The sequence below is a fragment of the Streptococcus mitis genome (assembly GCF_000722695.1).
Taxonomy (GTDB): domain Bacteria; phylum Bacillota; class Bacilli; order Lactobacillales; family Streptococcaceae; genus Streptococcus; species Streptococcus mitis_O.
Genome location: NZ_JPFU01000016.1, coordinates 1 through 24142, shown reverse-complemented (window position 1 = coordinate 24142; position 24142 = coordinate 1). Strand labels below are relative to the sequence as shown.

Below are 24142 nucleotides of genomic sequence, written 5' to 3'. Positions count from 1 at the left end.
GATGAACTATTCAAAAGCATTGAATGAATGTATCGAAAGTGCCTACATGGTTGCTGGCCATTTTGGAGCTCGTTACCTAGAGTCTTGGCACTTGTTGATTGCCATGTCCAATCACAGTTATAGTGTGGCAGGGGCGACTTTAAATGATTATCCATATGAGATGGATCGTTTAGAAGAGGTGGCTTTGGAACTGACTGAAACGGACTATAGCCAGGATGAAACCTTTACGGAATTGCCGTTCTCCCATCGTTTGCAGGTTCTTTTTGACGAAGCAGAGTATGTAGCGTCAGTGGTCCATGCTAAGGTGCTAGGGACAGAGCATGTCCTTTACGCGATTTTGCATGATGGCAATGCCTTGGCGACTCGTATCTTGGAGAGAGCTGGTTTTTCTTATGAAGATAAGAAAGATCAGGTCAAGATTGCTGCCCTTCGTCGAAATCTGGAAGAACGTGCAGGCTGGACTCGTGAAGATCTCAAGGCTTTACGCCAACGCCATCGTACAGTAGCTGATAAGCAAAATTCTATGGCTAACATGATGGGCATGCCCCAGACTCCGAGTGGTGGTCTCGAGGACTATACGCATGATTTGACAGAGCAAGCGCGTTCTGGCAAGTTGGAACCAGTCATCGGTCGGGATAAGGAAATCTCGCGTATGATTCAAATCTTGAGCCGTAAAACCAAGAATAATCCTGTCTTGGTTGGTGATGCTGGTGTCGGGAAAACAGCCTTGGCGCTTGGGCTCGCCCAGCGTATTGCTAGTGGTGATGTACCTGCGGAAATGGCTAAGATGCGCGTGTTAGAGCTTGATTTGATGAATGTTGTCGCTGGGACACGTTTCCGTGGTGATTTTGAAGAGCGCATGAACAATATCATCAAGGATATTGAAGAAGATGGCCAAGTCATCCTCTTTATCGATGAACTTCATACTATCATGGGTTCTGGTAGTGGGATTGATTCAACTCTGGATGCAGCCAATATCTTGAAACCAGCCTTGGCGCGTGGAACTTTGAGAACGGTTGGTGCGACCACTCAGGAAGAATACCAAAAACATATCGAAAAAGATGCAGCCCTTTCTCGTCGTTTCGCCAAAGTGACGATTGAAGAACCAAGTGTGGCAGACAGCATGACCATTTTACAAGGCTTGAAGGCGACTTATGAGAAGCATCACCGTGTGCAAATCACAGATGAAGCGGTTGAAACAGCGGTTAAGATGGCCCATCGTTACTTGACTAGTCGTCACTTGCCAGACTCTGCTATCGACCTCTTAGATGAAGCGGCAGCAACAGTGCAAAATAAGGCTAAGCATGTGAAAGCAGACGATTCTGGCTTGAGTTCAGCTGACAAGGCCTTGATGGATGGTAAGTGGAAACAGGCAGCCCAGCTAATCGTAAAAGAAGAGGAAGTGCCTGTCTATAAAGACTTGGTGACAGAGTCTGATATTTTGACCACCTTGAGTCGCTTGTCAGGTATTCCAGTTCAAAAACTGACGCAAACAGATGCTAAGAAATACTTGAACTTGGAAGCTGAACTGCACAAACGTGTCATCGGTCAAAATCAAGCTGTTTCAAGTATTAGCCGTGCCATTCGTCGCAACCAGTCAGGGATTCGCAGTCACAAGCGTCCGATTGGTTCCTTTATGTTCCTAGGGCCTACAGGTGTCGGGAAGACCGAATTGGCTAAGGCTCTAGCAGAAGTTCTTTTTGATGACGAATCAGCCCTTATCCGCTTTGATATGAGTGAGTATATGGAGAAATTCGCAGCCAGTCGTCTCAACGGAGCTCCTCCGGGTTATGTGGGCTACGAAGAAGGTGGGGAGTTGACCGAGAAGGTTCGCAACAAACCTTATTCCGTTCTCCTCTTTGACGAAGTAGAAAAGGCCCACCCAGACATCTTTAATGTCCTCTTGCAGGTTCTGGACGATGGTGTTTTGACAGATAGTAAGGGACGCAAGGTTGACTTTTCAAATACCATTATCATCATGACGTCAAACCTTGGTGCGACAGCCCTTCGTGATGATAAGACTGTTGGTTTTGGGGCCAAGGATATTCGTTTTGACCAAGAGAATATGGAAAAACGCATGTTTGAAGAGTTGAAAAAGGCTTATAGACCTGAGTTTATCAACCGTATTGATGAAAAGGTGGTCTTCCATAGCCTGTCTAGCGACCATATGCAGGAAGTAGTGAAGATTATGGTTAAACCTTTAGTGGCAAGTTTGGCTGAAAAAGGCATTGACTTGAAATTACAAGCTTCAGCACTGAAATTGTTGGCAAATCAAGGATATGATCCAGAGATGGGAGCTCGTCCACTTCGCAGAACCCTGCAAACAGAAGTGGAAGACAAGTTGGCAGAACTTCTTCTTAAGGGAGAATTAGTGGCAGGTAGTACACTTAAGATTGGTGTCAAAGCAGGCCAGTTAAAATTTGATATTGCATAAAAATGGAGAATCAGGAGCAATCTTGGTTCTCTTTTTTGCTAGTTTTTTATAAAAAATAATAAAAAACTATTGACAAAACAAAAATATAGTTTATAATAAAAATATATATCATGAAAATATCAAAAAATATAAAAAGGTTATACGTTTATGAAAAAGAAAACAGCAGTGGTATTTGGAACCTTTGCTCCGCTTCATCAAGGTCATATCGATCTGATTCAGCGAGCCAAGCGACAGTGTGACCAGGTCTGGATAGTCGTTTCAGGCTACGAGGGAGACCGAGGGGAGCAGGTAGGTTTAACATTGCAAAAAAGGTTTCGCTATATTCGAGAGGCTTTTCGGGATGATGAGTTAACCTCTGTCTGCAAGTTAGATGAAACCAATCTTCCCCGTTACCCTATGGGCTGGCAGGAGTGGTTGAATCAGATGTTAGCAGAGATTTCCTATGATGAAAACCAGCAAGAACTAATCTTCTTTGTGGGAGAGGCAGACTACCAGCAAGAATTATCTAATCGTGGCTTTGAGACTGTCTTGCAAGAAAGAAAGTTTGGTATTTCAGCGACTATGATTCGAGACAATCCAAGCAAATATTGGAAATACATCGCTCAACCTTTCCGACGTCAGTTTACCAAGAAAGTGTTGATTATGGGAAGTGCCAGTAATGGGAAGACCACTCTAGCCAAAGATTTGGCCAGATATTATGATGCGCCCGTCAGTCTGGAATACGCGCGTGAGTACCAGATTAAAAATAACATCCGTGATGATGAATTGACTCCAAAGGATTACTATTATCTGCTCTTGGGGCAGTACGACCAGACCTCAAAGTTAATCGATAGCAATGCCAATAGGGGACTGGTGATAGCAGACACCAACTCCTTAGTAACCAAGGGCTACTATGATTATTACATGGAGACTGAGGATCGAGGGGACTTATCGGGAGAGACTTTTGATAATCTCTTTGCCTCGATCTTGGCTAAGGAGAAATGGGACTTGATTCTCTTTGTGCAGCCTGTCGGCTCCTATGTCAATGACGGATTTAGAGATATGACTATGGCAGAAGACCATATTCGTCATAGTTTTTCCCAGCATTTGGACCAGATGAGAGAGCGATATTTAACCACCATTCCTCTAGTTTATCTAGCGGAGGATTATCTAGGTAATTATGAAGCAGCAAAAGTGGCTATTGACGCCATTTACCAAGCAGATTAGGAGAAAAATATGAAAAAACTAACTGAAAAAATCACACAATTTATCGAAAACTTTAAAAATGTCCATGCAGAAGCCCGCAAGATCGGTTTTGCAGGAATTATGCACCTGCTCTGGAAAGATCTCTTTGTAGGCCGTAGTCTCTTCCAGTGGTTGTATCTCATCGCCTTGTCAAGTGTTCCCTTGATCTTGGAATTCACGCAAAATACAGAAAGTCATGACTGGATGAGCTTGTTTGCATCTTGGACTGGTATTGTCTGTGTCATCTTGGTAGCAGAAGGGCGTGCAAGCAATTATCTCTTTGGGGCCATTAACTCAGCAATCTACTTGATCTTGGCCATGAATGCAACTTTTTATGGCGAAGTTTTGACGACCGTTTACTTCTTTGTCATGCAACCGATTGGTCTCTATGCTTGGTTATCAAATCGTATCAATGAACAAGAAAAAGCAGAAGAATCTCACTTTGAAGCTAAGAAATTATCTGTTTTTGACTGGCTCAAGTACTTAGCCTTGACTGCTATCATCTGGATTGGTATGGGCTTGGCTTACCAAAGTATCCATAGTGCTCGCCCTTTCCGTGATAGTGTTACCGATGCGACCAATGGTGTTGGCCAGCTCTTGATGACTCGTCTCTACCGTGAGCAATGGATTTTCTGGATTGCAACCAATCTCTTTAGTATTTACCTCTGGTGGGGTGAAAATATCCACATCCAAGGGATGTACTGGGTTTACACACTCAATAGTCTAGTAGGTTGGTACCAATGGACCAAGGCAGTTCGTAAGGAGGCATAAAATGATGGACACAATGATTACAGCAGGGATGACGGAAAGAGAATATTTTGAAATTCATGCAAGTCAGGAGGAATTTTTGGATTGGTACTACAAGCAGGAACTTCCTCAATACGAAAAACCAAGTGTGACGGTGGATATGGTAGCCTACTGCTTTATCGAAGGAAAAATCAAGCTTTTATTAATTCGTCGCAAGGCTCATCCTTATCAAAACTGTTTGGCCTTGGTTGGAGGTTTTATGGACAAGGGAGAAGATGCAGCACATGCTTGTCAGCGTGAGGTAAGAGAAGAAATCAATCTTGATCTTCCTTTAGAAAAAATTGAACAATTGATGACAGTATCTACCCCCGGTCGTGACCCACGGGGCTGGACAGTGACCATTGCCCACTTGGTTTATTTGCCTAGTCGTGCATTAGAACTTGTTCAAGCAGGAGACGATGCCAAGGATATCGTTTTCGTAGATGTCGATTTTCAGACGGGAAAATGTTTCCTAGAGGGGGGCGAGCTGGAGGAGCAAGCCTTCGCTTTTGACCATTATGCCATTATCCAAGAATCCATCAAACGAATCCAAGGGCGTCTCGACTGGAACCCGACCTTCCTCTATCTGCTAGAGGAGGAGTTCACTGTCTACGAGGGAACCGAACTGGTCAATCTCATCAATCCAGGTCGACCAATCGTCAGCAATAACTTTCTCGTAAAATACGGCGAATATGTAGAAGAAGTCGGACTCAAACGAGTGCCTAAAAAGAAACCAAGAAAAACCTATCGATTGAAATAAAAAACGAGGTCGAGACAAAGTTCCCGACCTCTTTATGTACCATCATGAGATGGCTTTTCTGTTGCGACTATTTTTATGAATGGCTATTTCTCTTAGGATTACTCAACATGTGAGTAAAAAAGTCTTTGTATCGATACTTGAGATAGTTCTCATGTAAAAATAACAAAGCGATATAGACAATCAAAAAGATTGTAGTCAGATAGAAGACATCAAATGCAGTTCGCGCATAGTAAGTGGCTGATTGATAAGAGCCAATAGCTCCCAAAATTAACCAAGGAAGATACTTGAAATACTTATTTAGCATAAGAATGCACCTCCTATATTCTATTTCAATGTTATTATATCCATTTGTACTTAAAAAATGCAAGCGATTACACAAAATAAATTTAAATTTTTAACAGGAAAATCTCCTGTTTTTCTATTAGATTACGAATAGAAGAGTAGGAGGAGTAAATGAATCTAAATGATGTGAGATTTTTAAAATAGTTTAGATAAATTGTTGACATATTTAAATCCTAATGTTACAATTATATTACAAAAAGATTTCTTTATATTTCTAAAATATTACAAAGGAGTAGAAAAATGAAAAAAAAACCTATATCAAATTGATGGCAGCAACTGTATTGGCTTCTACCTTGCTATTAGGAGCTTGTGGAAATAAAAAGGAAACAACTCAAGCAAGCAGTTCTGCTAAGACAAGCCAATCATCAAATTCTAAAGTAGCTTCTTCTAGCAAAGAAAGCAAGACTCAGAAGTCCTCAAGTTCAGCTTCATCTGAAAAAACTAAGGCGTCTACTGACCAGTCTTCAGCAACTGCGACACCATCACAAGCGGCACCTGCACCAGAGCAAAGACAAGGTCAAGAGGTGTCTAATCAACAAGCAGCTAGTCAACAAACTCCTGTTCAGGCTTCTTCAACTCAACAGGCTCCTCAAGCTCAGTCTAATCAATCAAGCTATGATTCTACAACTGACCGCAAACTTCAAGACAAGCAAGCAGAGCAAAATAAACGCTACAAGGGTGTTTTAACCATGGTAGATGGTGATTTCTCAGCTGCAGCGGGCAATTGGAAGGGAGCCAATGGTGAAACCATTACAGTTTCATCAGGAGGTCAATTCACAGTAGAATCTGCTGATGGAAAGAAAGAAAACTACTCTATCAGAGGTTATTCTTATACTCTTGATGATGGCAAGTATAATGCCAAAATCGGTGGAGGAAAAATCATCCAAATTACAACAGGAGCGGATGGCAAGGTTTCCAGTGTTGCTTTGAATCAATAATAACGTTCAGTATTTGAATTTTTACAATCAAAAACCCGTCAACTTTAAGAGAGTTACGGGTTTTAAACTTTTAATCCTTATCCAACTGCAAGAGAGATTCAATCTCTGCCAGAGTGCTAGCTTGTGAAATGGCTCCACGGAGTTTGGCAGCGCCAGATGTTCCACGGAGGTAGTGAGGAGCGAGGCCACGGAACTCACGAACTGCGACATTTTCCCCTTTGAGGTTAATCAAGCGTTTCAAGTGCTCGTAGGCGATTTTCATCTTATCTTCAAAGGTCAAATCATGGAGGATTTCTCCTATTTCAAAGTAATGGTTGATTTGGTTGAAGAGGTAAGGATTTCCCATGGTAGAAGATTGTATCAGTTATATATCGAAAGAAAAAAGAATAAATTTAACTATAAAACCTGTCTTATTGAATGAAAAAATGGTAGAATAAACATCAATATCAAGTGAAATATGGAGTGCTACAAACAATGAAGTCAAAAATGTTTCGATTTTCTTTGATTTTGTTATTTATTTTCTTTTTTATTTTTCATTTTCAATATTTAACCGAACGTATAGTGGAATCACCGTAGATAAACATGAGAATGAGTGGATAGTTAGACAAGTCCATAATCTGGGAAGCTTTGCAAATCATCAAGAGATAATAGGGTCATCTATTATACAAATAGACGGTCAGAATCCAGATAGTAATTTCTTATTATCTCGATTTTTAATTGTTGAACCGCTTCATTCTGTGACAGTGTTAGATAGAGGAATTTCAAAGACTTTAATAATAGAATCTGGGAGATCAAGCCAAATTATCTTTCTTGTTTTATCAATCATTGCTTTTCTGATTCTACTGTTATTTCGCTTATACATAAAAGGCAGAAGTAGAGGAAAAACTGGGAAACGATATTTTTATTTTATTATTTATACTAGTCTGATGTTATTATCGATTATTCCATCAAGTATAGGAGATGTATTTGGTCGTAGTCTATTAATTTCATACTTGACTTTATTTCCATTATTCATGGATATCTTCATTAGAGTGTTAGTCTTGAAGATAAAAGGTTCAACCATTTCTAACTTTTCTCGTATTATACTGGGCTATTCACTCATAACTCAACTTTTGTATGTTTATAATCTTATACAGCCCATTGATTTTTTAACCATCTTTTTTTCTAGGGGAGTATTTTATTTAGTATTTTTCTTTTTAGTTATCCTACTGTTAAAGATGCTTATAAATTACTCTCAGATAAGAGAAATGTTGCCAATTCATACCTTATTTTTAGCAGTTCTGGCCTTATTTCCTCTATTTTTTGGATATATTTTTCCGATTGGTAAGGAAGTTTCGTTTATTTATAGTATTCCTCTATTGTTGCTTATTTTGTTCTCTATTGTGAATAACTTGATACTAGAACGACTGATATATGTTGCTTGGAAGTGGAATCCATTCATATATAACTTGATATTTGCCGTTTTTTTCACTAGTCTAATTATTCTTTTTAGTCTGCTATTAAGAGAATTTTCTCCAATTTTTTTCGTTCTTTACACTTTTCTTTTTTCGCTAGCTTTGTTACCTGAAATAAGGAAAATGATGTTGATTAGCCATAAAATGGAGGGAATCTTTAGTAGTTTTCATACTTTTGTAGCTACTGAATTGGAGAGAGAAGAAATTGCAACGTTTATACATGATACTACAATTCAGAAGGTTATTTATTATAAAAAGCAGTTAGAAATTAGTGAACAAATTAATAGGGGAGCTTTATTAGAGATGTTGGATGATATTGTCTTTGAATTAAGAGATTTATGTTCTAATATCTATCCTTTAATGGTGCATGAATTAGGGTTGAAAGAATCTATTACTAGCATATTAAATCAATTCATGAAGATGGAAACTGTTTCGATTATGACAACTTTTTCAATAGATGAAGAAAAAGTTAATGATAAAGTGGGCACGTTTGTATTAAGGACAGTTAAAGAACTAGTAAATAATAGTATTCTTCATGGGAATGCTAGAGAAATTACTGTAGATTTATCTACAAAAGAAAAGATTTTATCAATTGAAGTTATAGATGATGGTATTTTTAAGGGAAACTATCAGTCTAATGAACATCATTTTGGTTTAAATAGAATTGTAGAGAAGGTTCATTTATTGGGGGGAACTGTTCAGATAAATATAGAACCTACAAGTGTGAAGATACGAATACCTATAGAAGGGAAGAAAAATGATTCGTTTGGTTTTGATTGATGATCACAGTTTAGTATTACAAGGATTGGAGAACTATTTTTTAAAGGAAGATGATTTTAAAATTGTTGGTTCCTATACAGAAGTAGCAGATTTACTTCTTTGTCTCAAGCATGAAAAGGTAGATGTGCTAGTTATGGATTTTATGCTGAAAGGAGTAACGGCATTTGATGTTATTAGTCAGATAAATAGATTTCTGAATACAGTTCCCAAGATAGTTCTTTTATCAGGATTTTATGACACTTTGTTACATAAGAGAGCGATGGATTTTGGGATTCAAGCTTTTTTACCCAAAGAAAGTTCTTATTTGGATGTTAAAAGTGCAATTTATGCTGTTTATAAGGGAAATCACGTTATCCCAGATGGTTTGTTAGAAAAGCAAGAAAATAATCTATTGACTGACACGGAGTTAAGTGTATTGGAACTGATTGTAAAAGAATATTCTAATGAAAAGATAGCAAATAGTTTATTTGTCAGCAGGAGAACAGTAGATACCCATGTTTCAAATATTTGTTCAAAGTTGGGAGTGACGAGTAGAGTTGGAGCTGTACGTGAGGCTATTCGATTAAATCTCGTATCTTTATAATTTTATCCTAAAAAGGCAAGAAGGTTTTCGTAAATTACGGATTCTTTCTTGTCTTTTTTTGTTTAAGATAGAGTCAGTTTAAAAGATTGGAGAAGGATATGCTAACAGTAGACTACTTGGAGACAATAAAAATCGTTATTTTGGTCGAGGGTATAAGAGGACGACTTATGAAGTTAATACTCTTCGAAAATCTCTTCAAACTACGTCAGCGTCGCCTTGCCGTATATAGGTTACTGACTTCGTCAGTTCTATCTACAACCTCAAAGCAGTGCTTTGAGCAGCCTGCGGCTAGCTTCCTAGTTTGCTCTTTGATTTTCATTGAGTATAAGTTGAAAAATATTTTAGAAGGGGTTGGGTCTCTTCATCAAGAAGGTTTGTGGTCTAGTAAACAATCTGAAATTATACAGCAACACCTGAGTACATTAGATGGAATAGTATTAGATCATTTATTTGGAAGTGAAATACTGAAAAGAATGGGAGTGAGCTTAAATCAGTATAGGTTAAGCCATTTTGAGATAAAGTCAGGGATAAAAGCTATAGAAGAATTGGTAAATTTAAAATTAGAATTACAAAATTTCAAAATGACGAACCAAGTGATTGAATTTGATTGCTTGGTAATGGATATGAAAGTTTGTTTAGGCTATCAATTATTAGAATGTATGGAAAATGTAGTTGCTATAGGAGAACAAGGTAGAGATTTTTTATCAACGCATTTAAGAGATAGACAACATGATATATACGATGTTGAGTTTTCAGATAGTAGTATATCTTGTAAAGCAGAGCAAGTATTGATCAAAGATATTGAATATAGTGGTGTAGGTAGTCTAGAAAAGAATGATTATAGTTTGTTAGAGCTTCTGATTATTTTTTCTCAAATGGCAGAGATGTTAGCCTACCATATCGAAGAGATATCTCGAGAGGAGAGCAATACCATGTGGATGAAGCAAGTAAGTGCAGACTTGGATTCACCAATTTTGAACGGAGTAGTGGAGCTTAGTGGTAGTGTTTCAAAAAATAGATTGTTAAAAATTAGAGAAGAACATTGGAAAGTCTACGAAATGTCTGGGTATGATGTAGATCATAAGGTAGTCTTTAAAAGTAAAATAGCTCAAAAATTACCTGATGGAGGGCGACAGTGATGGGAAATAGAGAATTGAGGCTAGTCATATCAGGCACTTATTCTACAGGTAAGACAACAACTGCTACAGCTCTTTCGATTGCAACGGGACTTCCCTTAATTGATGCTTTATCTGCGAGGGAAATTTTGACAGATTTATATCCTGGAAGAAGATTTCAGGATATGTCATCAACTGAGTTAATGGCACTGGGGTTAAAGCGTTTTGAGGAGAGAATTCGTACAGAAGGAATTTTATACAAGGAGCATGGAAGTTTTCTATCAGATGGGTCAGTATTGAATGAATGGATTTACGGGACTGTTCGAATGAGGGTAGGAATTAATCCAGGCTCAGCATTCATTCATCGACTGATGAAATCTATTTTAGGTATTCCTGGTCGAACATTTTTCAAAAAATATTTGACTGCTTATGGAGTTGTCTCTAAGAATCATGCGAAATTGTGGTATACAGATGTTGTCCATCTACCAGTAGAGTTTGCAATGGATCCAGATGGGCATAGACCAGTATCTGAAGAGTATCGGAATTTATCAGATGAGGAATTATATGAAGCTTATAGGAATTTGGGTCTGACACCTTATTGTGTCAAAGGTAGTCAGGAAGAACGGTTAAATCAAATCATTCAACATTATGAGTTGCCAATAGTTGTTCCAGTAGATGAGGCTATTTCCTTAGCTGAAAAGGTTATACGAGAAAACAGGGAAGCAGTATCTAAACGTATCATAGAACAGTATGAAGAGCCTACATTAAAGGAAAAAATAAAATTTATGACAAGATATTAGGAGTATGTATGATTCAGTTTCAAAATATTAGTAAGATTTATAAGGTAGGAGAGCAAGAAGTTCGTGCTTTGGATCAAGTTAGTTTTTCTATTGAGAAAGGGAAATTTACAGTTATTTTAGGTCCATCAGGTTCAGGGAAAAGTACGTTACTAAATTTACTTGGTGGGATGGATCGTGCGACATCAGGAACCTTTATATTTGATGAGGAACTAGTAACAAAGTTTACGGATAAGGAATTATCTGCTTATCGAAAAGATAAAATTGGTTTTGTTTTTCAATTTTATAACTTAGTTCCAAGTTTAACAGCCAAGGAGAATATAGGTATTGCAGCAAATTTAGTGAAAAACAATAAAGAAATTGATATGTATTTAGATCAAGTTGGTTTACTTCATAGAAAAAATAATTTTCCTAATCAACTTTCTGGAGGTGAAATGCAACGTGTATCAATTGCAAGGGCATTGGCTAAAGAGCCTAGTCTATTATTGTGTGATGAACCTACAGGAGCGTTAGATTCAAAGACAGGTGATAGTATTTTAACTTTATTGAAGGAAGTTTCTAGAAATGGGAATGCTGCAGTTGTAATGGTTACACATAATAGAGAGTTTGCTAAATTTGCAGATCGAGTTATATATTTGAAAGATGGAAGTATTGAAAAAATAGAGAATAATGAAGAGGTGCTGGGATGAGGTATCTTCATATAAAATTATTAAGAGACCTTCGGCAAAATTGGCAACAATTTTTCTCTGTTTTTCTGATGTCTCTATTAAGTGTATTAATCTTTGTAGGGCTACAAGGAGCTTGGCATGGACTTGAAAAGAGTCTAGAGAGTTATTTGAAACAATCTGAACTTCCTGTTGTTTGGGTTCAAGCGAGACAAATTGATGAATCAAAAATCAAGCAGGTTGAACAATTATTTTCTGTTGAAAAAGTTATCAGTAAAAAGAAAGGCTTTGCTAATATTGTTCGTTTAGACAAGACTGACGGACGAATCAATCTTGAAACGATTACAGATAATCAGCTGGTTACAGTGACAGAAGGAAGTCCTTTTTTTGAAGGAAAACAAGATTCGATTTGGATTGATGGGAATTATGCGAAGAAAAATCATTTACAGATTGGAGATTCAATTTCTATTTCATCAAGAGGGAAACAGATAGATTTAGAAATTGTAGGATTTGTTCAGGCGACAGATAAGATTTATTTTACAGGTAGCATGGAATATATAGCTCCAAATCCTGACAATGATGCCTATGGTTATATTGCAGATAATGAAATTGCAAAAGGAATTCTGGGTTTATCGTCAGATAATGCCTTAGAAATTTACGGTTCTAAGGTGGATTTGCGAGGAGATTTAGAGTCTATTTTTGGGGGCGATTTAGTTTCTTATCAAAATCAAAAAAGTTTAACTGAAATATCAGAAGCTACCGATCGAGTTGGGCAAATTAGAAACTTATCTTACTTATTTTCTTTTATCTTTATTTTGTTAGCTATTTTGGCTATGTTTACAACCATTCAGCGTTTGATTGATGGCCAAACAAAAGAGATTGCTGTATTAAAGGCTTTAGGCTTTTCAAATCAGGCTATCAGTTTACATTATATTTTATTTGGCTTAGTAGTCAGTTTATTAGGGAGTTTCGCAGGCTTTGCTATTTCTCCCTTGATGTCATGGTTTGTACTAGAAACTCAAAAATCAATGTTTACACTTCCAAATTGGCAAATCTCTTATTCATCTTCATCAATAGTCGTTGGTATTGTAGTCATTATTATTTGTGTTTTAGCTGCCTATTTAGCTTCTAGAGAGTCAGCTAGAGGCTTACCAGCAATATTTTTAAGAGGTAAAGAAAAACTTGCTAAATCTGTCTTTGTGGAAAGATTTTCCTCTATCTGGCAACGAATTTCTTATCCTTCTAGATGGGCAATTCGTGATGCCTCGTTTAATCGTATTCGAGTTTTGATGGGAATCGTGGGAGTTGCAGGAAGTATGATGTTACTGATTGCTGGAATTGGTATGCCTGTGTCCATGAATCATCTTGTTGATAAGGCATACAATGAAGATTTTTCTTATTCAAAACGACTGACCGTAGCGGATTATACCACTTCTAAGTCTAGATATGGTGGGCAAGGTGTACAAATTTCACAGGCACATTTTAATCCAGATGATGGCTACAACCGTTTATTGATTATATTTGATGATGGAGATATGATCCAAGCAAAAACAGAGAGTGCTGATTCTTTGAAAGATGATGGTTTGTATGTAACTAGATCATTTGCCCGTTTAGCAGGTATTAAAGTCGGAGATTTTTTAAATGTGACTCCCTATCAAGATGGTCATACTTACAAGTTTGAAGTAAAAGGGATTGTCACAAGTGAAACCAATCAAGGGGCCTATCTTCATGCTAGAGTCTTTGAAAAAGCAGGGGGAGATTTTACTCCACATACTTTATTAGTTGGGTCAGAGGTAGACCAAGATACTATTAAGCAAGACAAAGGTGTTCTATCTGTCATTGAAAAAGGGAGTCAAGAAAAAAATGCCTATGATTTTGTAGCTAGTTTGATGAGTGTATTTCTAATGATTATTGGCTTTGCTTTATTACTTGTTATTATTGTTCTCTATAATCTGGGCTCTTTAAACTTTGTAGAGAGAATGAGAGACTATGCTACATTGCAAGTATTAGGATTTTCTAATCAATATCTACAGATGCTAACTCTTTTTGAGACTATACTAACTACCTTTATTGGGTGGCTAGTAGGAATTCCTTTAGGAATATGGTTTTTGAAAGAATATGTAGCAACATTTTCGACGATTCGAATTGAGTATACCGCTTATGTCAGTATGTATGTCCTTGCTTTTGCTACGTTATTGGTTTGGTTTACATCTTTAGGGACTGCTTATTTTATTAGTCTTCGTATGAGAAAGATTGACATGATTAGTGCTCTAAAGGGGGTAGACTAGTATGGTCAGTTCTGAGTGAATCTATAGACATTTATGAATAATTGTTAATCATCAGTTCTAATACTCAATGAAAATCAAAAAGCAAACTAGGAAGCTAGTCGTAAGCTATGCTTGAGTACGGTAGGGCGACGCTGACGTGGTTTGAAGAGATTTTCGAAGAGTATAAGGTCCAAATTTACCTATTTGTGTTTCGGTTCACTGCATTACTGCATTCAAAATCCGCCAGCTCAATAAGAGTTGACGGATTATTTTATACTTATACTTGGGTTAAAAATTCTTCTGTAGTAAGAATTTGAGCAAACTCATCTTGTAGAGAAAGGAGATTAATCTCATGGATAGTCTCAGGAGAGATGGCCTGACCGTTTTTGTTAGATAGGGTAAAACTGGCAGTAGCATCTGCTAGTAAAGTGACTTCGAAACCAAGATTTGCTGCCATTCGTGTCGTAGTAGATACACAATGAGGCAACGTTAAACCAACAAGGACTAAATGACCAATCTGATTTTTTCGTAAATAGGTTTCAAGATTTGTTCCAATAAAGGCGCTATTAACTGTTTTTTGAAAGATAGGTTCTGAAGCAACTGGTTCAAATCCACTTTTAAACTCCTGATTTTGTTTGTTATGAAATTGCGACTGGGGATTGTCAGATATGTGTTGAACATGTAAGACTGGAAGATCGTGTTTACGGAAGTATTCCAGTACCCTCAATGCTTGGTGTTCAGCTTGAGGGTTATTTCGTTCTCCCCAGATAGGTCTATCAAATGCTTTTTGCATATCGATAATCAGTAGAGCAGTATGAACCATGTTAAGCCTTATCCAACTGCAAGAGAGCCTCAATCTCTGCTAGGGTGCTAGCTTGTGAAATAGCTCCACGGAGTTTGGCTGCGCCAGATGTCCCACGGAGGTAGTGAGGAGCGAGTCCACGGAATTCACGAACTGCGACGTTTTCTCCTTTGAGGTTAATCAATCGTTTCAAGTGTTCGTAGGCGATTTTCATCTTGTCTTCAAAGGTCAAATCAGGTAGGATTTCTCCTGTTTCAAAGTAATGGTTGATTTGGTTGAAGAGGTAAGGATTTCCCATGGCAGCGCGGCCAATCATAACTGCGTCAGCACCAACTTCTTCGATGCGTTGTTTGGCTTCTTGGACAGTACGGATATCACCGTTGGCGATAAATGGAATCTTGGTCAAAGCTTGAGCGACCTTGTGAAGGGTCTCAAGGTCTGCGTGACCTGTATACATTTGCTCACGGGTACGGCCATGCATGGCGAGGGCAGAAACGCCTGCAGCTTCAGCAGCGAGGGCATTTTCTACTGCAAGAGATGGGTCAGACCAGCCAGTGCGCATTTTGACAGTAAGGGGGATATCAAGGACAGATTGGACCTTGTTGATGATAGAGTAAATCTTATCTGGATCCTTGAGCCACATAGCGCCAGCTTCGTTCTTCACGATTTTGTTAACTGGGCAGCCCATATTGATATCCACGATATCGGTCTTTGTGTTTTCTTGGATGAATTCGGCTGCGCGTGCTAGGCTGTCTTCATCACTACCAAAAAGTTGGATAGAAACAGGGTTTTCGCCTTCATCGATATGAAGCATGTGCAGGGTTTTTTCGTTGTTGTATTGGATTCCCTTGTCAGAGACCATTTCCATGACAACGAGTCCGGCTCCGAGCTCTTTTGCAATGGTACGAAAGGCTGAGTTGGTCACGCCAGCCATGGGCGCTAAAACGGTACGATTGGGAATCTCAACATTGCCAATCATAAAGGGTGTATTAAGATTTGTCACGAATGAGTTCCTCCAGGTCGTTTTCATCAAAGTTGTAAGTAGTTTGGCAGAATTGACAAGTGATTTCTGCCCCATGGTCTTCCTCTTTCATTTCCTGTAAGTCTGAGCTTGGAAGGCTGGCAAGAGCGTTCATAAAGCGTTCATGGCTACAGTCACATTGGAAACGGATCTCTTCTTCGGATAGGCGCTTGTAGGCCTCGTCACCGTAGATAGCCTTGAGGAGGGCTTCGATATGGTCTTCACTTTCCAGAAGCGTTGAGATAGCTGGCATTTCTTGGATGCGTTTCTCAAAGCGAGCAATTTCTTCTTCCTTGGCTCCTGGCAAGACTTGAACTAGGAAACCACCTGCAACCTTAACCTTGTCTTCTTCGTCCAAAAGGACATTGAGGCCGACTGCAGAAGGCGTTTGTTGGCTTTCAGTCAGGTAAAAGGCAAGGTCTTCACCGATTTCCCCAGAGATGAGGGGAGTCATAGAGTTGTAAGGATTTCCAGTACCGTAGTCTGTGATAACGAGGAATTGACCATTTCCAACAAAAGGTCCAACTAGGACTTCACCAGTTGCAGTCTTTTTGATGTCAACACCAGGATTTTGAACGTAGCCTTTGACGTTCCCCTTGGTATCAGCGACGGTGATAATAGCACCTAGAGAGCTAGATCCCAGTACCTTAACGGTTAGTTTGGTATTTCCTTTTTCATTGGCTGCGAGAATCTGGCTAGCGATAAGAGTTCGACCAAGCGCTACAGTTGAGCTAGCTTGGGTTTGGTGTTTTTCCTGAGCAGTGTGGACGGTTTCTGTGCTATCAAGGACAAAAGCACGAAAGGATCTGCTTTCTGATATTGTTTTAATAATTTTATCCATAGCTACTATTTTAGCATAAAAATGCCCAAAGGGGGAGCCGTGTGTTTGCTGATTTTCAGGATAATGGACCAGGAAATCAGCATGAAAATAAAAAGAGAAACAGATTATTTCAGCATTTGTAAGATTTATGCTATGCTTAAGGTAGAAAATGAAAGGGGTAACAAATGTATTTAGGAGATTTGATGGAAAAGGCTGAATCTGGCCAATTTTCAATCCTTTCCTTTCTATTACAAGAGTCTCAGACGACCGTCAAGGCTGTAATAGAGGAGACAGGATTTTCAAAAGCAACCCTAACCAAATATGTCACCCTGCTCAATGATAGGGCTATGGATAGTGGCTTAGAGCTGACTATTCACTTAGAAGATGAAAATCTGCGTCTGTCAATCGGTGCAGCTACCAAGGGGAGAGATATCCGGAGCTTATTTTTGGAGAATGCTGTTAAATACCAGATTTTGGTCTATCTTCTCTACCACCAACAGTTTTTAGCCCATCAGCTGGCTCAAGAATTGATGATTAGTGAGGCTACGCTTGGTCGCCACTTGGCTAGTTTAAATCAGATTTTGTCAGAATTTGATTTGTCTATTCAAAATGGACGTTGGCGAGGTCCAGAGCATCAGATTCGTTATTTTTATTTCTGTCTTTTTCGCAAGGTTTGGTCGAGTCAGGAATGGGAAGCCCACATGCAGAAGCCAGAGAGAAAGCAGGAGATTGCCAGTTTAGAGGAAATCTGCGGTGCAAGCTTGTCTTCAGGACAGAAATTGGACTTGGTTCTCTGGACTCACATCAGTCAGCAACGTCTCAGGGTTAAGGCCTGTCAGTTTCAAGTGATAGAAGAGAAAATGCGAGGGTATTTTGACAATATTTTCTACCTTCGTTTGCTGAGAAAGGCTCCGTCCTTTTTTGCTGGGCAACACCTTCCTCTGGGAACTGAGGATGGTGAGATGATGATATTCTTCTCTTTCCTCCTATCTCATCGTATTCTTCCCCTTCATACTATGGAGTATATTCTTGGTTTTGGAGGGCAGTTGGCAGATTTGCTGACGCAATTGATTCAAGAAATGAAGAAGGAGGAGTTGCTGGGTGATTATACAGAGGATCACGTTACCTATGAACTCAGTCAGCTTTGTGCTCAAGTCTATCTATATAAGGGCTATATCTTGCAAGATCAGTACAGATACCAGACAGAGAATCGTCATCCTTATTTGCTGATGGAACATGATTTTAAAGAGACAACAGAAGAGATTTTTCATGCTTTACCTGCCTTTCAGCAGGGGACGGATCTAGATAAGAAAATTCTCTGGGAATGGCTCCAGTTGATAGAATATATGGCAGAAAATGGTGGTCAGCATATGCGGATTGGTCTGGATTTGACATCTGGTTTTCTTGTCTTTTCAAGGATGGTAGCCATTTTGAAACGGTATTTGGAATACAATCGTTTTATTACCATTGAAGCCTATGACCGAACTCGACATTATGATTTACTGGTTACAAATAACCCTATTTATGAGAAGGAACAGACCCCAGTTTATTATTTAAAAAACGACTTGGATTTGGAAGATTTGGCAGGGATTCGTCAGTTATTATTCACTTAAAAGGCTTGGTGCTTCCAGGTCTTTTTTGTGAAATTTACACAATCTCCTCACATTTTTTTAAAAATTAAAAAAAGTTGATAAACAAGAAAGCGCTTTATTTTGTATACTAGTTAGTGTAAAGAGGAGACATCCTCAAGATCATTATCAGGAGGACAGCACATGTCACAAGAAAAATACATTATGGCCATTGACCAGGGAACTACAAGTTCTCGTGCCATCATTTTCAACAAAAAGGGGAAAAAGTTAGCTCGAGTCAAAAAGAGTTTACTCAGATTTTCCCTCAGGCAGGTTGGGTTGAGCACAATGCCAATGAAATTTGGAACTCTGTTCAGTCAGTTATTGCGGGTGCTTTCATCGAAAGTGGTGTCAAGCCAAATCAAATCGAAGCAATCGGGATTACCAACCAGCGTGAAACAACGGTTGTCTGGGATAAGAAAACAGGGCTCCCTATCTACAACGCTATCGTTTGGCAATCACGCCAAACTGCTCCTCTGGCTGAGCAACTAAAAAGTCAAGGTTATGTGGAAAAATTCCATGAAAAGACTGGTTTGATCATCGATGCTTATTTCTCTGCTACCAAGGTTCGTTGGATTTTGGACCATGTAGAAGGAGCTCAAGAGCGAGCAGAAAAAGGGGAATTGCTCTTTGGTACCATTGATACTTGGTTGGTTTGGAAATTGACTGACGGTGCGGCTCACGTGACGGACTACTCCAATGCAGCCCGTACCATGCTTTATAACATTAAAGAACTCAAATGGGATGATGAGATTTTGGAAATCCTCAATATTCCTAAGGTTATGCTACCAGAAGTTCGTTCTAACTCTGAAATCTACGGCAAGACAGCTCCATTCCATTTCTATGGTGGAGAAGTCCCAATCTCAGGTATGGCTGGGGACCAACAAGCAGCCCTCTTTGGACAGTTGGCCTTTGAGCCTGGTATGGTCAAGAATACTTATGGAACAGGTTCTTTCATCATCATGAATACTGGGGAAGAGATGCAGTTGTCTGAAAATAACCTCTTGACAACGATTGGTTACGGAATTAATGGCAAGGTCTACTATGCTTTAGAAGGTTCTATCTTCATAGCGGGAAGTGCCATTCAATGGCTTCGTGATGGACTGCGCATGGTCGAAAATTCACCAGAATCTGAAAAATACGCTCGTGATTCTCACAACAATGATGAAGTTTATGTCGTTCCAGCCTTTACAGGTCTAGGTGCTCCATACTGGAACCAAAACGCTCGTGGTTCTGTCTTTGGTTTGACTCGTGGAACAAGTAAAGAAGACTTTATCAAGGCGACTTTGCAATCTATCGCTTATCAAGTCCGTGACATCATCGACACCATGCAAGTGGATGCTCAGACAGCTATTCAGGTCTTGAAGGTGGATGGTGGTGCAGCTATGAACAATTTCCTCATGCAGTTCCAAGCTGACATCTTGGGAATCGACATCGCACGCGCTAAAAACTTGGAAACAACAGCTCTAGGGGCAGCCTTCCTAGCAGGTTTGTCAGTAGGTTACTGGAAAGACTTGGATGAGTTGAAACTCTTGAACGAGACAGGGGAACTCTTTGAGCCATCTATGAACGAATCGCGCAAGGAACAACTCTACAAGGGCTGGAAGAAGGCTGTGAAAGCAACGCAAGTCTTTGCGGAAATCGATGACTAATACTCAATGAAAATCAAAGAGCAAACTAGGAAGCTAGCCGCAGGTTGCTCAAAGCACTGCTTTGAGGTTGTGGATAGAACTGAACGAAGTCAGTAACCATACATACGGTAAGGCGACGCTGACGTGGTTTGAAGAGATTTTCGAAGAGTATAATACTGGAAGAATAAAGCGACTTAATTAGAAAGTGTGTAAATATGGAATTTTCAAAGAAAACACGTGAATTATCAATTAAAAAAATGCAGGAACGCACCCTGGACCTCTTGATTATCGGTGGAGGAATCACAGGGGCTGGTGTAGCCTTGCAGGCGGCAGCTAGTGGTCTTGAGACTGGTTTGATTGAAATGCAGGACTTTGCAGAAGGAACATCAAGCCGTTCCACAAAATTGGTTCACGGAGGTCTTCGTTACCTCAAACAATTCGACGTTGAAGTGGTGTCAGATACGGTTTCTGAACGCGCAGTGGTTCAACAAATTGCACCACACATTCCAAAACCAGACCCAATGCTCTTACCAGTTTATGAAGAAGATGGAGCGACCTTTAGCCTCTTCCGTCTCAAAGTAGCTATGGACTTGTACGACCTTTTGGCAGGGGTTAATAATACGCCAGCTGCTAACAAGGTTTTGAGCAAGGAAGAAGTTTTGGAACGCCAGCCAAACTTGAAGAAAGAAGGTTTGGTAGGAGGTGGGGTTTATCTTGACTTCCGTAACAACGATGCGCGTCTCGTGATTGAAAACATCAAACGTGCTAACCAAGACGGTGCCCTCATTGCCAACCACGTGAAGGCAGAAGGCTTCCTCTTTGACGAAAGTGGCAAGATTACTGGTGTCGTAGCTCGTGATTTGTTGACAGACCAAGTCTTTGAAATCACGGCGCGTCTGGTTATCAATACGACAGGTCCTTGGAGCGATAAGGTACGTAATTTGTCTAATAAGGGAACTCAATTCTCACAAATGCGTCCAACTAAGGGAGTTCACCTAGTTGTGGATTCAAGCAAAATCAAGGTTTCACAGCCAGTTTACTTTGACACAGGTTTGGGTGACGGTCGTATGGTCTTTGTTCTCCCACGTGAAAACAAGACTTACTTTGGTACAACGGATACAGACTACACAGGCGATTTGGAACATCCAAAAGTGACTCAGGAAGATGTAGATTACCTACTTGGCATTGTCAACAACCGCTTCCCAGAAGCGAATATTACAGTTGCTGACATTGAAAGTAGCTGGGCAGGTCTTCGTCCATTGATCGCAGGCAATAGCGCCTCTGACTACAATGGAGGAAATAACGGTACAATCAGTGATGAAAGCTTTAACAACTTGATTGCGACTGTTGAGTCTTACCTCTCTAAAGAAAAAACGCGTGAAGATGTTGAATCTGCTGTCAGCAAGCTTGAAAGTAGCACATCTGAGAAACATTTGGATCCATCTGCAGTTTCTCGTGGTTCTAGCTTGGATCGTGATGACAATGGCCTCTTGACCCTTGCAGGTGGTAAAATCACAGACTACCGTAAGATGGCTGAAGGAGCTATGGAGCGCGTGGTTGATATTCTTAAAGTAGAATTTGACCGAAGCTTTAAACTGATCAACTCTAAGACTTACCCTGTTTCAGGTGGAGAATTGAATCCAGCAAATGTGGACTCAGAAATAGAAGCCTTTGCGCAACTGGGAGTTTCTCGTGGTTTGGATAGTAAGGAAGCCCACTATCTAGCAAATCTTTACGGTTCAAATGCACCGAAGGTCTTTGCCCTTGCTCACAGCTTGGAACAAGCGCCAGGACTCAGCTTGGCAGACACCTTGTCTCTGCACTATGCAATGCGCAATGAGTTGGCTCTTAGCCCAGTTGACTTCCTCCTTCGTCGTACCAACCACATGCTCTTTATGCGTGATAGTTTGGATAGTATCGTTGAGCCAGTTTTGGATGAAATGGGACGCTTCTATGACTGGTCAGAAGATGAAAAAGCAGGCTACCGTGCGGATGTCGAAGCAGCTCTCGCTAACAACGATTTAGCAGAATTAAAAAATTAAGAAAAAGGAAAAGAGGTGGAGGGCAGCATTCCTTGTCGCCCACCCCTTCTTTTTAATGGAGACAGAAAGATGATGAATGAATTATTTGGAGAATTTTTGGGAACTTTAATCCTGATTCTTCTAGGAAATGGTGTTGTTGCAGGTGTGGTTCTTCCTAAAACCAAGAGCAACAGTTCAGGTTGGATTGTGATTACTATGGGTTGGGGGATTGCGGTTGCAGTTGCGGTCTTTGTATCTGGCAAGCTCAGTCCAGCTCATTTAAACCCAGCTGTGACCATTGGTGTGGCCTTAAAAGGTGGTTTGCCTTGGGCTTCCGTTTTTCCTTACATCCTAGCTCAGTTCGCAGGGGCTATGCTTGGTCAGATTTTGGTTTGGTTGCAATTCAAACCGCATTATGAGGCAGAAGAAAATGCAGGCAATATCCTGGCAACCTTCAGTACTGGGCCAGCCATCAAGGATACAGTTTCTAACTTGATTAGCGAAATTCTTGGAACCTTTGTTTTGGTGTTGACAATCTTTGCTTTGGGGCTTTATGATTTTCAGGCAGGTATCGGAACCTTGGCGGTGGGGACTTTGATTGTCGGTATCGGTCTATCACTAGGTGGGACAACAGGTTATGCCTTGAACCCTGCGCGTGACCTTGGACCTCGCATTATGCACAGTATCTTGCCAATTCCAAACAAGGGAGACGGAGATTGGTCTTACGCTTGGATTCCTGTTGTGGGACCTGTTATCGGAGCAGCCTTGGCTGTGCTTGTGTTCTCACTTTTCTAATCTAGAAAGCATTTATTTTGATAGTGATTGGGTAAAAACTCAATTTCAGGAAAAAATGAAGTAAATCTTCTCATAATAAAACGCATCATATCAAGCACGAAAATTCCACGAGGTCAACTATAGTCAGAAAGCTGAACAACAAGCCAAAACGCCAAAAAAGGCGGCAAAAAGCAAGCACCTGCAAGCAACGTGCCGAAATGGTCAAATCCTGATTATGTCAACGAATTAGACCCAAAAATCGTTGATATGCTAGTAGAATTTCACAAGTCACAAGGCACTTTGGAAACTCCCGAGGCGCAAGCAGAAATCGCCCAAAGATGTGCAGAAATCGAGCAAAGGAGAGCTGAGCTTGAGGATAAAAAACAAGAGCTTTTGAACCGCTTGAACAAATAGAGTTTCGCAAGTATTATGCTTACAAATTACTTGAGCAATTAACTAAAATATAAACCCTGCCTTTATATCTAGGCAGGGTTTATATTTTAGAAATTCACGTAGGTTGTTTCGGTTTTTTCATACCCAGTATAATCTGAGTTTCTATAGTATCCAGTGATAAACTTCCATTTTCTTTGAGCAACATGGATATAAGTATTTGTTATGTAGTATGGATATGGGCTTTGTGACTCCAAGTAAGACTGATAAGCTTGTATACCAACATATGCTCCACCAGTTATGCCACCCCATGGGCCACCCACCATAGAACCTATAAGACCAAAGAACGCGGATATTCCAGAACCAATCATGAGGTTAGCGAATGTGTTGGCTAGTTTATTCCCATGTATTGTGTTGACGTAATTCCAAACATTAGGATCGTATGATCTAAAAGATATATTTAGGTCGATTTCATTCTTTTGATAAGCCATATAAAATGCCCCATTGATATAGACACCATCAGCACGTTGTTCAATAGTGTCTACACTTCCATCTGGATTGACCACCTCAAGAACTTCATCACTTAAAATATTTACTTGCGTATCTCCGAACCGCACTGATGAGCCATTCTTAAACTGAGTCTCACCAGATACAACTTTAGAGTTTGCCGATAAGCTATCATCAGCAAAAACAACAAGCGACGGGGAAATGCTAGACATACAGAAAATAGACATAACTAGCAAACACATGCATTTAAACATCTTAGACATAACGGAAACTCCTTTTTATTTTTGATTTTTTTCAACTTTTATTATACAATAAAACCAAATAAAAAGAAAGCGGTAACAATATGCTTAATGTGAAAATTTTTTATATATTTTTATTTTTGATCTTTGTCGAAACTACAGGA

Annotated in this window: 20 protein-coding genes and 2 pseudogenes; 16 read left to right on the top strand and 6 right to left on the bottom strand. The window is 39.6% G+C overall.

All coding sequences use genetic code 11. The annotated features are described in order from the left end of the window. Position 1 precedes the first annotated feature (1 nt). The 4 genes from SK629_RS10620 (at position 2) to SK629_RS10605 (ending at position 5204) form a co-directional block, all read left to right on the top strand. The gene (locus tag SK629_RS10620) at positions 2-2434 is read left to right on the top strand and encodes an ATP-dependent Clp protease ATP-binding subunit (RefSeq protein ID WP_042901849.1); all 2433 of its coding nucleotides are present in this window, start codon (positions 2-4) and stop codon (positions 2432-2434) included. Between the two features lie 147 nt (positions 2435-2581). Then, positions 2582-3640 (top strand): AAA family ATPase, encoded by a 1059-nt coding sequence (locus SK629_RS10615; protein ID WP_042901848.1) that lies wholly within the window; start codon positions 2582-2584, stop codon positions 3638-3640. A 9-nt stretch (positions 3641-3649) separates the two neighbouring features. Then, the gene (gene pnuC / locus SK629_RS10610; protein ID WP_042901847.1) at positions 3650-4429 is read left to right on the top strand and encodes a nicotinamide riboside transporter PnuC; all 780 of its coding nucleotides are present in this window, start codon (positions 3650-3652) and stop codon (positions 4427-4429) included. 1 nt (position 4430) lies between these two features. Further along, entirely contained in the window at positions 4431-5204 is a 774-nt protein-coding gene (locus SK629_RS10605) for an NUDIX domain-containing protein (RefSeq protein WP_080710314.1), read from the top strand. Positions 5205-5277: 73 nt separating this feature from the next. Here SK629_RS10605 and SK629_RS10600 read toward each other — a convergent pair whose 3' ends face one another. After that, positions 5278-5508: a hypothetical protein gene (locus SK629_RS10600; RefSeq protein WP_042901846.1), complete on the bottom strand. Its 231-nt coding sequence runs from the start codon at positions 5506-5508 to the stop codon at positions 5278-5280. A gap of 304 nt (positions 5509-5812) precedes the next feature. Here SK629_RS10600 and SK629_RS10595 point away from each other — a divergent pair, with 304 nt between their 5' ends. Then, positions 5813-6484: a hypothetical protein gene (locus SK629_RS10595; protein ID WP_042901845.1), complete on the top strand. Its 672-nt coding sequence runs from the start codon at positions 5813-5815 to the stop codon at positions 6482-6484. A 70-nt stretch (positions 6485-6554) separates the two neighbouring features. Here SK629_RS10595 and SK629_RS10590 read toward each other — a convergent pair. Beyond that, a pseudogene (locus SK629_RS10590) lies at positions 6555-6836 on the bottom strand (tRNA-dihydrouridine synthase); the annotation flags it as partial. Positions 6837-7410: 574 nt separating this feature from the next. On the opposite strand from SK629_RS10590, the gene SK629_RS10585 reads away from it, so the two are divergent. The 6 genes from SK629_RS10585 (at position 7411) to SK629_RS10555 (ending at position 14166) form a co-directional block, all read left to right on the top strand. After that, the gene (locus tag SK629_RS10585) at positions 7411-8718 is read left to right on the top strand and encodes a sensor histidine kinase (protein ID WP_235219635.1); all 1308 of its coding nucleotides are present in this window, start codon (positions 7411-7413) and stop codon (positions 8716-8718) included. Beyond that, positions 8696-9301, top strand: a complete 606-nt coding sequence (locus tag SK629_RS10580; RefSeq protein WP_033689555.1) for a response regulator transcription factor — start codon at positions 8696-8698, stop codon at positions 9299-9301. The genes SK629_RS10585 and SK629_RS10580 overlap by 23 nt, the downstream gene beginning before the upstream one ends. A gap of 167 nt (positions 9302-9468) precedes the next feature. Continuing rightward, positions 9469-10440, top strand: coding sequence for an AvrD family protein (locus SK629_RS10570; RefSeq protein WP_152639391.1), 972 nt, complete (start codon positions 9469-9471; stop codon positions 10438-10440). Further along, a complete protein-coding gene (locus tag SK629_RS10565; RefSeq protein WP_042901842.1) occupies positions 10440-11216 on the top strand; it encodes an AAA family ATPase in 777 nt (258 codons plus the stop codon). The genes SK629_RS10570 and SK629_RS10565 overlap by 1 nt, the downstream gene beginning before the upstream one ends. 8 nt (positions 11217-11224) lie before the next feature. Then, entirely contained in the window at positions 11225-11902 is a 678-nt protein-coding gene (locus SK629_RS10560) for an ABC transporter ATP-binding protein (protein WP_000614114.1), read from the top strand. Further along, positions 11899-14166, top strand: coding sequence for an ABC transporter permease (locus SK629_RS10555; RefSeq protein ID WP_042901841.1), 2268 nt, complete (start codon positions 11899-11901; stop codon positions 14164-14166). Before SK629_RS10560 ends, SK629_RS10555 begins: the two co-directional genes overlap by 4 nt. Positions 14167-14422: 256 nt before the next feature. On the opposite strand, the gene SK629_RS10550 is transcribed toward SK629_RS10555, so the two are convergent. From SK629_RS10550 to hslO, 3 genes are read right to left on the bottom strand one after another with little or no spacing between them, the layout of a single operon-like run. Next, complete coding sequence (locus SK629_RS10550) at positions 14423-14968, bottom strand: cysteine hydrolase family protein (RefSeq protein WP_042901840.1); 546 nt, start codon at positions 14966-14968, stop codon at positions 14423-14425. Position 14969: 1 nt separating this feature from the next. After that, complete coding sequence (gene dusB, locus SK629_RS10545; RefSeq protein WP_000183317.1) at positions 14970-15950, bottom strand: tRNA dihydrouridine synthase DusB; 981 nt, start codon at positions 15948-15950, stop codon at positions 14970-14972. Beyond that, complete coding sequence (gene hslO, locus SK629_RS10540) at positions 15937-16809, bottom strand: Hsp33 family molecular chaperone HslO (RefSeq protein ID WP_042901839.1); 873 nt, start codon at positions 16807-16809, stop codon at positions 15937-15939. Before hslO ends, dusB begins: the two co-directional genes overlap by 14 nt. A gap of 164 nt (positions 16810-16973) precedes the next feature. Between hslO and SK629_RS10535 the strand changes: the two genes are divergently transcribed. The 5 genes and pseudogenes from SK629_RS10535 to SK629_RS10510 all read left to right on the top strand — a co-directional run bounded on the left by SK629_RS10535 (position 16974) and on the right by SK629_RS10510 (position 23256). Further along, positions 16974-18401: a helix-turn-helix domain-containing protein gene (locus SK629_RS10535; protein WP_042901838.1), complete on the top strand. Its 1428-nt coding sequence runs from the start codon at positions 16974-16976 to the stop codon at positions 18399-18401. A 159-nt stretch (positions 18402-18560) separates the two neighbouring features. Then, positions 18561-20068 (top strand): annotated as a pseudogene (gene glpK / locus SK629_RS10530) (glycerol kinase GlpK). A gap of 194 nt (positions 20069-20262) precedes the next feature. After that, complete coding sequence (gene glpO, locus SK629_RS10520) at positions 20263-22089, top strand: type 1 glycerol-3-phosphate oxidase (RefSeq protein WP_042901837.1); 1827 nt, start codon at positions 20263-20265, stop codon at positions 22087-22089. 69 nt (positions 22090-22158) lie between these two features. Next, a complete protein-coding gene (locus SK629_RS10515) occupies positions 22159-22863 on the top strand; it encodes an MIP/aquaporin family protein (RefSeq protein WP_042901836.1) in 705 nt (234 codons plus the stop codon). A 189-nt stretch (positions 22864-23052) separates the two neighbouring features. Continuing rightward, positions 23053-23256, top strand: coding sequence for a hypothetical protein (locus tag SK629_RS10510; protein ID WP_042901835.1), 204 nt, complete (start codon positions 23053-23055; stop codon positions 23254-23256). An 86-nt stretch (positions 23257-23342) separates the two neighbouring features. On the opposite strand, the gene SK629_RS10505 is transcribed toward SK629_RS10510, so the two are convergent. Continuing rightward, positions 23343-23951, bottom strand: a complete 609-nt coding sequence (locus tag SK629_RS10505; protein WP_050492387.1) for a hypothetical protein — start codon at positions 23949-23951, stop codon at positions 23343-23345. Positions 23952-24142: the final 191 nt, after the last annotated feature.

Bases quoted from the DNA above. Each gene is read 5' to 3' on its own strand.
- SK629_RS10620 (WP_042901849.1), top strand. From the start codon at position 2: ATGAACTATTCAAAAGCATTGAATGAATGTATCGAAAGTGCCTACATG.
- SK629_RS10615 (WP_042901848.1), top strand. From the start codon at position 2,582: ATGAAAAAGAAAACAGCAGTGGTATTTGGAACCTTTGCTCCGCTTCAT.
- pnuC (WP_042901847.1), top strand. From the start codon at position 3,650: ATGAAAAAACTAACTGAAAAAATCACACAATTTATCGAAAACTTTAAA.
- SK629_RS10605 (WP_080710314.1), top strand. From the start codon at position 4,431: ATGATGGACACAATGATTACAGCAGGGATGACGGAAAGAGAATATTTT.
- SK629_RS10600 (WP_042901846.1), bottom strand. From the start codon at position 5,508: ATGCTAAATAAGTATTTCAAGTATCTTCCTTGGTTAATTTTGGGAGCT.
- SK629_RS10595 (WP_042901845.1), top strand. From the start codon at position 5,813: ATGGCAGCAACTGTATTGGCTTCTACCTTGCTATTAGGAGCTTGTGGA.
- SK629_RS10585 (WP_235219635.1), top strand. From the start codon at position 7,411: ATGTTATTATCGATTATTCCATCAAGTATAGGAGATGTATTTGGTCGT.
- SK629_RS10580 (WP_033689555.1), top strand. From the start codon at position 8,696: ATGATTCGTTTGGTTTTGATTGATGATCACAGTTTAGTATTACAAGGA.
- SK629_RS10570 (WP_152639391.1), top strand. From the start codon at position 9,469: ATGAAGTTAATACTCTTCGAAAATCTCTTCAAACTACGTCAGCGTCGC.
- SK629_RS10565 (WP_042901842.1), top strand. From the start codon at position 10,440: ATGGGAAATAGAGAATTGAGGCTAGTCATATCAGGCACTTATTCTACA.
- SK629_RS10560 (WP_000614114.1), top strand. From the start codon at position 11,225: ATGATTCAGTTTCAAAATATTAGTAAGATTTATAAGGTAGGAGAGCAA.
- SK629_RS10555 (WP_042901841.1), top strand. From the start codon at position 11,899: ATGAGGTATCTTCATATAAAATTATTAAGAGACCTTCGGCAAAATTGG.
- SK629_RS10550 (WP_042901840.1), bottom strand. From the start codon at position 14,968: ATGGTTCATACTGCTCTACTGATTATCGATATGCAAAAAGCATTTGAT.
- hslO (WP_042901839.1), bottom strand. From the start codon at position 16,809: ATGGATAAAATTATTAAAACAATATCAGAAAGCAGATCCTTTCGTGCT.
- SK629_RS10535 (WP_042901838.1), top strand. From the start codon at position 16,974: ATGTATTTAGGAGATTTGATGGAAAAGGCTGAATCTGGCCAATTTTCA.
- glpO (WP_042901837.1), top strand. From the start codon at position 20,263: ATGGAATTTTCAAAGAAAACACGTGAATTATCAATTAAAAAAATGCAG.
- SK629_RS10515 (WP_042901836.1), top strand. From the start codon at position 22,159: ATGATGAATGAATTATTTGGAGAATTTTTGGGAACTTTAATCCTGATT.
- SK629_RS10505 (WP_050492387.1), bottom strand. From the start codon at position 23,951: ATGTCTAGCATTTCCCCGTCGCTTGTTGTTTTTGCTGATGATAGCTTA.